The sequence below is a fragment of the Sunxiuqinia sp. sy24 genome (assembly GCF_052677165.1).
In genome coordinates, this window is sequence record NZ_JBQYLH010000018.1 from 61,550 (window position 1) to 71,233 (window position 9,684).

General features: G+C 41.7%; 7 protein-coding genes and 1 tRNA gene. 5 read left to right on the plus strand and 3 right to left on the minus strand.

The features are described 5' to 3' along the window. Window positions 1-308: 308 nt before the first annotated feature. The 3 genes from ACUNWA_RS15285 to ACUNWA_RS15295 form a co-directional block, all read right to left on the minus strand. Window positions 309-1,517, minus strand: coding sequence for an outer membrane protein assembly factor BamB family protein (locus ACUNWA_RS15285; RefSeq protein ID WP_445592794.1), 1,209 nt, complete (start codon window positions 1,515-1,517; stop codon window positions 309-311). Between the two features lie 32 nt (window positions 1,518-1,549). Next, window positions 1,550-3,457, minus strand: a complete 1,908-nt coding sequence (locus ACUNWA_RS15290) for an AMP-dependent synthetase/ligase (protein ID WP_445592795.1) — start codon at window positions 3,455-3,457, stop codon at window positions 1,550-1,552. 131 nt (window positions 3,458-3,588) lie between these two features. Then, window positions 3,589-4,638, minus strand: coding sequence for an aldose epimerase family protein (locus tag ACUNWA_RS15295; protein WP_445592796.1), 1,050 nt, complete (start codon window positions 4,636-4,638; stop codon window positions 3,589-3,591). Between the two features lie 130 nt (window positions 4,639-4,768). Here ACUNWA_RS15295 and ACUNWA_RS15300 point away from each other — a divergent pair, with 130 nt between their 5' ends. The 5 genes from ACUNWA_RS15300 to ACUNWA_RS15320 all read left to right on the plus strand — a co-directional run bounded on the left by ACUNWA_RS15300 (window position 4,769) and on the right by ACUNWA_RS15320 (window position 9,674). Beyond that, window positions 4,769-5,767, plus strand: a complete 999-nt coding sequence (locus ACUNWA_RS15300) for a GntR family transcriptional regulator (protein ID WP_445592797.1) — start codon at window positions 4,769-4,771, stop codon at window positions 5,765-5,767. A gap of 95 nt (window positions 5,768-5,862) precedes the next feature. Beyond that, window positions 5,863-6,915 (plus strand): UDP-glucose--hexose-1-phosphate uridylyltransferase, encoded by a 1,053-nt coding sequence (locus tag ACUNWA_RS15305; protein ID WP_445592798.1) that lies wholly within the window; start codon window positions 5,863-5,865, stop codon window positions 6,913-6,915. 20 nt (window positions 6,916-6,935) lie between these two features. Further along, complete coding sequence (locus ACUNWA_RS15310; RefSeq protein WP_445592799.1) at window positions 6,936-8,225, plus strand: galactokinase; 1,290 nt, start codon at window positions 6,936-6,938, stop codon at window positions 8,223-8,225. Between the two features lie 285 nt (window positions 8,226-8,510). Next, on the plus strand, window positions 8,511-9,419 hold the full coding sequence (locus tag ACUNWA_RS15315; protein ID WP_445592800.1) for a metallophosphoesterase: 909 nt from the start codon (window positions 8,511-8,513) through the stop codon (window positions 9,417-9,419). Window positions 9,420-9,600: 181 nt separating this feature from the next. Beyond that, window positions 9,601-9,674, plus strand: a tRNA-Asp gene (locus ACUNWA_RS15320). Window positions 9,675-9,684 lie beyond the last annotated feature (10 nt).

Consider the following 9,684-nt stretch of genomic DNA (forward strand, 5'->3'; position numbering starts at 1 on the left):
AACCAAAATGCAATACGTGATTTCCATACCTTTTTATCTGTAAATAATTGAGAATACGCTGCTTGTTTGAGGTAATTGCTTGTAGCTTAACGGATGTTGATGTTTTTCGTTTTCTTGTTTCAAAAGGAGGTAAAAATACTAAAGAATGTTAAAATCGTTAATTTGGGCTTGGATTATCGATACTTTAACTCATTTGTTCGAATAATAACTTAACTTCTGGTTTTGCATATGAGTCAATTAGTGGTGTTGTTTTTTGAATTGATGTTTTGACTCGAATAGTCGAAGGTTTTTATCTATCAAGAAATTGATTACTCTGAGATTGTGTATCTCCAGACTTGATCGTTTAACCGAATGAATAGATCACCTTTATAAATAACAGGATGGGCGTAAGCATGAACTGTTGGATATCCGGGGCTTTGAAAGCGACTTTTAATTTCAAATCCTGCTGTAGTTGGTTGTGCCAATACAATTTCGCCATCATCGGTAAAAATATAAAATTTGCCATCAGCCATGACGAATGATCCGGGTTTAATTTCACGGGTGGTGAACACTGTTTCGCCGGTGTCCCAGCGAATTGCTGCCCAGTGTTTTTTCTGGTCAGCAGTTCCATAAATCAGGCCGTCGACAAGCTGAATGCCGCTCAATTTTGAATCAAAGGTTGTGTTTTGCCAAAGTGTATCTAAGCTTTGTTGCTGATCGTTGATTTTAAACATTACCGAACCTTCACCATAACCCGAAGAATAAAAAATCTGACCATCTTTATAAACCGGTTCATTCGAATGATTACCTCTCTTTTCTTTTAATGGATGTTTAATTTTAACATGTCCGGTTTCCGGGTCAAATAGAACCAGGTTAAAGTTCAAATTGAGCATGGCCAAGTTTTCTCCCTGATGCTGGATCAAACGCGGCGTGGAATAAGCATTGGCATTGCGATCTATCGAGCTTTCCCAAACCACCGATCCGTCATTTTTATTTAAAGCCACTAAGGTTACCTTTTTGCCTCCGGCTTGCAAAATGACCAAGTCTTTGTAAATAAAAGGCGACTCCGTATACCCCCACTTGCTTAATTCGCTTTCATATTTTTCAAAAATATTGACATGCCATATTGTTTCTCCGGTTTGCATATCCAGGCAAACGGCGTCGCCATGAGCTCCGGAATAGTATAATTTTCCTTCGTCCAGGCTTGGCGTGCCACGCGAACCAGGGAAGCGAAAGGTGAAATCTTTTCCGTAGCGGGTTTTCCAGATCAATTCACCATCGTGCGCAAAATGATATACATAACCAATTGAATCATGCATGCCGGCAATAAAAAGCCCTGCTTCCGTAATGGAGGGAGAGCCATAACCCTCTCCAATTCCAGTATAGCTTTGCTTGATAATTAAGCTGTCGTTGGGCCATTTATCCAGCAAGTTTTTATCCGGATAGCGGGCATCCTGGTTGGTGCCATGCCAGCGGTGTGCCTGAGCCAAAAGCAATGTTGGAACAGCAATTAGGATAAGGAATAGGATGGATCTCATGGTTTACGGGTTTAGTGTGTCGAAAGATTAAATTAACGATTCCATCGACGAATCGCATCTAAATTGCGTGCGTTAATCATGTTTTTTGCTTCTGGCGTGTACAGGAACTCCAGTTCATCTGCAAAGTATTCGTAGATTTTGCCCCGAACCATCTTCATCAGTGAATTCAGCAAATGGTTTTTCTCGGTAAAAGCTTCCGGAAGAATAACAACTGTGGCAGGTAACCAGCGCTGTGGAAACATGTTTTCGTATTCTCCACCTGTGCGGTATTGGTTAAGTTCAGATGAAAGTATTTTTAAACTTTCTTCGTGTCCTTCATCCGTGCCGGGCGTAATTCCGCGTCGTTTCAGCTCCTGGTTAAGGGCACTGATATTAGGCACGATCATTCCGGAAGTATAGGGATTTTGGTTGTTGTAAAGCATGCACTGATCGATGAATTTCGATTGATCAATCAGGGCCTCTTCAATTCCTTCGGGACTAAATTTTTCTCCGTCATTGCCAATCAGCAAACTTTTAAAGCGCCCTAGAACATACAGAAAACCATCGACATCTACATAGCCCATATCACCCGTGTGTAGCCAGCCTTCGCGAATGGAGTCGGCTGTGGCTTGCGGATTATTCCAATAGCCCAACATGACATTGTCGCCTTTAATAATGATTTCGCCTTTTTGCCCGGTTGGCAGTTCTTGGCCTTCGTTATCTACAATTTTTAATTCCATATGCTGGACGGGTTTCCCCGAAGAACCAAATTTAATGGCGTGCAAGGCGTTGGATGATATGACCGGTGATGCTTCAGAAAGTCCGTAGCCTTGACACATGGGCATACCCACCGCATAAAAAAACCGTTGCAGTTCAATGTCGAGCAGTGCTCCACCACCTATGAATAACTTTAGATTTCCGCCGAACCCTTTCCTGATCTTTGAAAACAAAATTTTATCGTAAATGGCTAACAAGGGCTTGTAAATAAATCGCAGGCCTTTTCCTTTGTCGTATCCAAAACCATTGTATTTGTAAGCTATTTTTAAGGCGTGATTGAATAGTTTTTCAATTGTTTTGCCTTTTTGACGAATGCTTGATTCAATGCTTTTGCGGAAATTTTTGGCAACGGCCGGCACACTCATCAAAATATTGGGTTGAATCTCCTTGATGTTTTTAGGAATGTTTTTCAGCGTTTCCATAGGTGTTGAGCCCACTTCGAGCGAAGCGATGCTGGCGCCATTATACATGAGGCAGTAAAGGCAGGCGGTGTGTGCGAAAGAGTGATCCCAGGGAAGGAAGGCCAGAGTTTTCCAATCTTCCGTGATTTCCATGAGCGTGTTTGACTGAATCGTGTTGGCTGCATAATTGAGCTGCGTCAGCATAATTCCTTTAGGATCAGCCGTGGTGCCAGAAGTGTAGGAAATATTGGCCAGATCATTGGGTTGAATGGCTTGGTAAACAGCTTCCAGCTTTTCCGGGTTTTCCTTCAAAAGTGCTTTGCCTTTTTCTATGATTTCGGAATAAGCGATGTCGTTTTCAGCGGGATTTTCTTTTTTATCCAGATAGATCACTTTTTCGAGTGTGGGGATTTCATGCCGGATGGATTCAATTTTTGCGGCTTGTCCCTTCGAAACAATCACCATGCGTGCGCCGGAGTGGGAGAGTCGGAATTTCAACTCGCTGGCTTCATCCAGCTTGACTGATAAAGGAACATTGGCAGCACCGGCATAAAGAATGCCCAGTTCGCTGATGATCCATTGGTTTCGTCCTTCTGAAACCAAGCCAATACGATCGCCTTTTTGGATGCCGATGGCTAAAAAACCGGCTGCTAGTTGCAAGACTTGTTTGTGGGTTTCCTGATAAGTTGTTCCCTGGTATTCACCTTGTTTCTTCTCCCACAGGTAAATATTGTCCGGGTAGTTTTGTACGCTCGTCTCAAAAAGCTCGATGATCGTTTTCATTTCGTTCGAATTAGGGATCTATTATTTTCAGTTGGAATCAAAATTACGATTTTTTTTAGATCTCCATCAGAAATGAAAAAACCCTCAAGGTTTTCGCAACATTGAGGGTTTTTTCTGAAATGGAGAAATCCTTATTCGTTTACTCCAAACTTATAGATTGTCTTTTGTTCATATTTCTCATTGGGAGCCAGTACTGTTGATGGGAAGTTGGCGTGATGCGGTGCATCCGGATAATGTTGTGTTTCCATGGCAACACCGGCATAGCTGCCAAATTTCTTTTCGCCACGGATGGTTAATTCCGGAATCCAGTATCCGGTGTAAACCTGAATACCGGGCTGGGTTGTGTAAACTTCAACCTGACGTCCGCTAGTTGCTTCTTGCAGGCGTCCGGCAAATACCAACTTACCTTCTTCGTTATCCAATACGTAGTTCAGGTCATATCCTTCGGGTAGTTGATCCAGGTCTTGTGCTAGCGTTTTAGTGCTTGTGAAATCAAAAGGGGTACCTTCTACCGGGATAATCTTGCCTGTAGGAATCAGGTCAACACTTTCGGTCATTTTACTGGCCGTCAGCTGCAACTCATGATTTTTAATGTCTTCCTTGCCGCCTGTCAGGTTAAAATAGCTGTGGTTGGTCAGGTTGATAATTGTTTTCTTATCGGTCTTCGCTTCGTATTTAATGCCCAGCTCATTGTCATTATTCAAGGTATAAATACATGTTGTCACTAATGTTCCCGGATAGCCTTCTTCGCCATCAATGCTGGTATAGCTTAGTTTTAGGCCAACTTCTGCCTCGTTTGTATAGGATTCGGCTTTCCACAGTTTTTTGTCGAAGCCCTCCAACCCACCATGCAAATGGTTTGGCCCATTATTAATGGCGCCAGTGTATTCTACGCCATCAATAGCGTATTTTCCTTCGGCAATGCGATTGCCGTTGCGACCAATAATGGCTCCAAAATAGGGGTAGTTGCCTAAATAATCGTCACTCAAATAGTCTTCTAATTGGTCAAATCCACAAACGATATTGCTTGTATCTCCTTTTTTGTCGGGAGTTTCAATAGAGGTTATAATCGCTCCATAGTTGGTGATTTTAATTACGACTCCTTTATCGTTACTCAGGGTGAAAAGTTCTGCCTGAGTCCCGTTAGGAAGGTTTCCAAAAGCTTTACTGGTTATCTTCATCTCAATTCAATTTTATGTGATAAGTTTACAAATCTAATAAATGAAATACTTACTGGTGGGTACTGGTTGATAAAAGTTGAAGAAAATTTGTAATTTTGAAACGCTTTAGACAAAACCCAAAAGATATTTTGTGAAGAATATACAGATTGATGACACGCTTGGAATTCCAAAATACCGACAAATTGTAAACTCAATTTATCAAGGTATTCTTAATGGAAACCTGAAAATTGGAGATAAAATACCTTCCCTGAACCAGATTTGTAAAGAATTTGACCTATCGCGCGATACCGTCATGGTTGCTTTTAATGAACTGAAGGCGAAAGGAATTATTAATTCTATCCCCGGAAAAGGATATTATATTAATAGTTCGGAAGTCAATGTTGATCAACGCATATTTCTGCTCTTTGATGAACTGAACGCGTTTAAAGAGGACGTTTATACTTCATTTCTTAATAGCCTGGACATCAAATCGAATGTCGATATCTATTTTCATCACTTCAATTTTCAGGTATTTAAAGACCTGATTATGGAAGCGGCCGGAAAGTATACTTCGTACGTAATAATGCCAGCAACCTTTGATTATACCGCTGATATCTTATCTATATTGCCTCGCGAAAACGTTTATATTCTGGATCGCAAGAAAGCAGATCTGGCAGTCTATCCGGTTATCTACCAGGATTTTGAAGCGGATGTATGTGCGGCCTTAAATTCAGGTGAGGATCTACTTCAGAAATATAAGAAGTTGGTGATGGTATTTCCGGGAGGTAAAGAACCGGAAGGTCGGATGATAGGATTCAAAAAATATTGTGAAGAGCATAACATTGAATATGAGATTGTGCGCAGTTTAATCAATCGCCCGATTGAAAAAGGGGAGGCCTACTTTGTTCCCTCCGATAGAAACCTAGTGAAGTTGGTGAAGATGGCGGCTGAGAATAATTTCACATTGGGAGTCGACTTTGGCATTGTTTCCTTTAACGATACCATGTTGAAAGAGGTGGTTGCCGGAGGAATTACAACCATTTCCACGGATTTTACGCTGATGGGGAAAGCCTTGGCCAATATGGTTTCCGAGCGCTCCAATGCGCAAGTCAGTAATCCTGCAACCTTGATTCGACGAAATTCACTGTAGTGTGTTTTAAAACACAAAAATTTGGAGATTTTAAAAAGCAATAAGTGGTAGTTTTGCCAACCAGTACCTACCAGTTGGTTAAAAATAGTAGAATAATGAATAAATTTAGCAGTACAGATCATCCACACAAACGATTAAATCCGCTTACAAACGATTGGGTTTTAGTTTCACCACACCGGTCGAAAAGGCCTTGGCAGGGGCAGGTTGAAAAGGCGGTTGTTGCCGAACGTCCGCAATATGATCCATCGTGTTACTTATGTGCCGGAAACGAACGTATTGGAGGTCATGAGAACCCGGATTATAAAGGAACCTTTGTTTTTACGAATGATTTTAGCGCTCTTTTAACAGACACGCCGGAGGGAGGCCTTGATGAAGGTAGCCTTTTCCAGGCAAAAAGTGAAAGTGGTATTTGCAAAGTGATTTGCTTTAGCGACGATCACAGTTTGACGATTCCGGAAATGGAAGTTAAAGATATCCGCAAGGTGGTGGATGTTTGGGGCGAACAATTTGCCGAGCTTAGCCAGCAAGAGCAAATAAATTACGTGCAGATTTTTGAAAATAAAGGAGCCATTATGGGCTGCTCTAATCCGCATCCACACGGACAAATATGGTCGTCATCGTCAGTTCCAGTTGAACCGGCCAAAGAATCGGAAACGCAAAAAGCCTATTTCGAGAAAAATGGAGAAACACTGTTAGGCGTCTATCTGAAAGCTGAATTGGCTAAGGGAGAACGTCTGGTCGCTCAAAATGAGTACTTTGTAGCCTTGGTTCCTTATTGGGCTGTTTGGCCATTCGAAACCATGATTATCAGTCGTCGTCCGGTTCAAAATGTTCTTCAGTTAACGGAGAATGAAAAAGACGGCTTGGCTGACATTTACAAGCAGCTAACGATAAAATACGATAATTTGTTTGAAACATCTTTTGCGTATTCTGCAGGCCTGCACCAAGCACCAACTGATGGACAGGATTACCCAGAATGGCATTTACACATGCATTTTTATCCACCTTTATTGCGATCGGCAACGGTCAAGAAATTCATGGTGGGTTACGAAATGCTGGCTACACCCCAGCGCGATATTACAGCGGAGCAAGCTGCTCAGCGTTTGCGTGATCTTTCGGATGTACATTATAAAAAAGCAAATCAATAACTATAATCGACAATAGAATTATGACAAAAGTTAATGCCCTAATTGAAAAGATAAACGATGGAAATAATCCATTGTTTCAGGAATTATATGGAAAAGATGCAGCAACATTGAACGAACAAGCTACTCGCTATGCCGATTTGATGAGCGAATTTGAGAAAACGTTTGGTTCTGATGATGTTAATCTATTCAGCTCACCAGGTCGTACCGAAATTGGCGGAAACCACACCGATCATAACCACGGACGTGTATTGGCAGGAGCTGTCAATTTGGATAATATTGCTGTAGCTGCTAAAAATAACAGCAACATTATTCGTATTAAGTCAGTTGGGTATCCTGAGTTTCAGGTTGATCTTTCAGATTTAAGTATCGACGAAAAACAATTCTATACTTCAGCGTCATTGGTTCGCGGAATTTGTGCCCGCATGAAGGAAGTGGGATACGAAATTGGTGGATTTGATGCATGTGTTGAAGGTCGTGTACCAAAAGGTTCAGGTTTGAGTTCTTCTGCTTCGTTTGAAGTATTGGTCGGAGCCATCGTTAACCACCTGTTCAACAATGGGAAAATGGGTGGCGTTGAAAATGCCATCATTGGTCAGTGGGCCGAAAATAACTACTTCGGGAAACCTTGTGGTTTGATGGATCAAACGGCATGTTCGGTAGGAGGCTTAATTACGATCGATTTTGCTGATCCAGCAAAGCCAATTGTTAAAGAAGTTGATTTTGACTTTGTTTCTACCGGCTTTTCATTGGTGATTACTGATATTGGCGGAGGACACGATGATCCGGCTTCTCAAGCTGAATATGCTTCGTTGCCCACTGAAATGAAATCAGTTGCAGCTGAACTTGGAGCAAGCGTTTTGCGCGAAGTCAGCTTGGAGCAGATCATTGAAAAACTGCCTGAAATCCGCAAGAAAACAGGTGATCGTGCCATTTTGCGTGCTTTCCACTTCCAGGGAGACAACCAGCGCGTGGTTGACCAGGTTGCTGCCTTGGAAAACAAAGACTTTGCTGCCTTCCTGAAAATGGTTGTTGAATCGGGTTACAGCTCGTACATGTACAACCAAAATATTTTTGACGTTGTGCATAAAGATGAGCAAGTTGTTTCAGTTGCCTTAGCGTTGAGCGAAATGGTATTGAAAGGAAGCGGCGCATGGCGCGTACATGGCGGTGGATTTGGAGGAACCATTCAAGCTTTCGTCCCACAGGAAAAATTGGATGAGTATGTTAAAACACTGGAGCATGTTTATGGCGAAGGAAAATGTCATAAATTGTTTATCCGAGCTAAAGGCGCAATTAAATTGGAAATCTAGTAAGCAGGAGTCGCCGTCGCTGGAATGTCAATTTCAACAATCCCGAAATGTTTGGGGATGCAGGCAGCGACGATAGAAACGATGATTCATCGGTTCTCCTGAATTATAAGGACCAGAAATTTGGTCGTACATATTATATAAGAAGAGGGCTTACAAATTCGTTTGTAAGCCCTCTTCTTTTTGCGAAAGGATTCATATCGATCGAACTGCCTCGAATTTTAATCCGTATTGTTATTGTCTCTTTGATAAAAATAATAACTTGCTCCCCGAAACAGACCACTTTTTATGTATGATATAATAGGTGATGTCCATGGTCAGGCAGATGCATTAAAAGATCTGCTGAAATCAATGGGATATAAAAAAAAAGACGGTGTTTTTACGCATGAAAGCCGTAAGGCCATTTTTGTAGGCGATTTTATTAACCGGGGGCCCCGCATCCGCGATACCTTAAATCTGGTGCGTAGCATGGTTGAAGCGGGTAGTGCTTTAGCTATTTTAGGGAATCACGAGTTGAACGCCATTATTTTCGAATTGAAGGATAAAGCCGGGAAACCCTTCACCAAGCGTTTATTGAAATATCGTCTACCTTTAGTTCAAACGCTGGAGGAGTTTGCTCACTTTCCGGAAGAGTATCGAAGCCATATTAAATGGATGCGATCGCTGCCCCTATTTCTGGAATTGGATGGAATTCGAGTTGTGCACGCCTGCTGGCAGGATAAGAATATTGCCATCCTGAAGGAGAATATTCCCGAAGGGCGATTGAAGAAAAGCTTTTTGCGAAAAATAAGTAAAAATAGCTCTGAGCTTTCAACGGCTTTTTGGCAGACCTGTAAAGGAATCGATTTTCAACTCCCCAAGGATTTATTGATTTTTGATAGCAAAGGACAGCCGCATCGGAGTTTCCGTTCCAGGTGGTGGTTAAATCCTCAAGGGAAGAATTTTCAGGAATTATCATTTGAAAGTCGTTTTGATTTGCCATCCTATTCCATCCCGCCAGAAGTAAATGGGACACGCGAACCTTATGCCAAAGATGCGCCCATTGTATTTTTTGGGCATTATTGCTTAAGAAATGGAGAGAATATTCTGGCTCCTAACTTGTGTTGTTTGGATTCCTGTATCAGCCGGAATGGAAAATTGACGGCTTATCGGTGGTCGGGTGAAAAAAAAATAATTTTTGGGAATATTGTTAAGTAACAGAAGGCGATCTTTAGTGGGTTGAATATAAGCATTATATGTTTAGTTCGAGAAAAGCACAAAATAATTCATGAATAAAAGTGCAATATTTTTTGATGTTTCCTATTGCAGAGAAAAAAAGAAAGTTTACATTTGCAGAGCCTTTTGAGAATAGCATATCACAAGGGTTCTAAAGAGAAATGGTGGCGTAGTTCAGTTGGTTAGAATATCGGCCTGTCACGCCGAGGGTCGCGAGTTCGAGTCTCGTCGTCACCGCACAAACAAT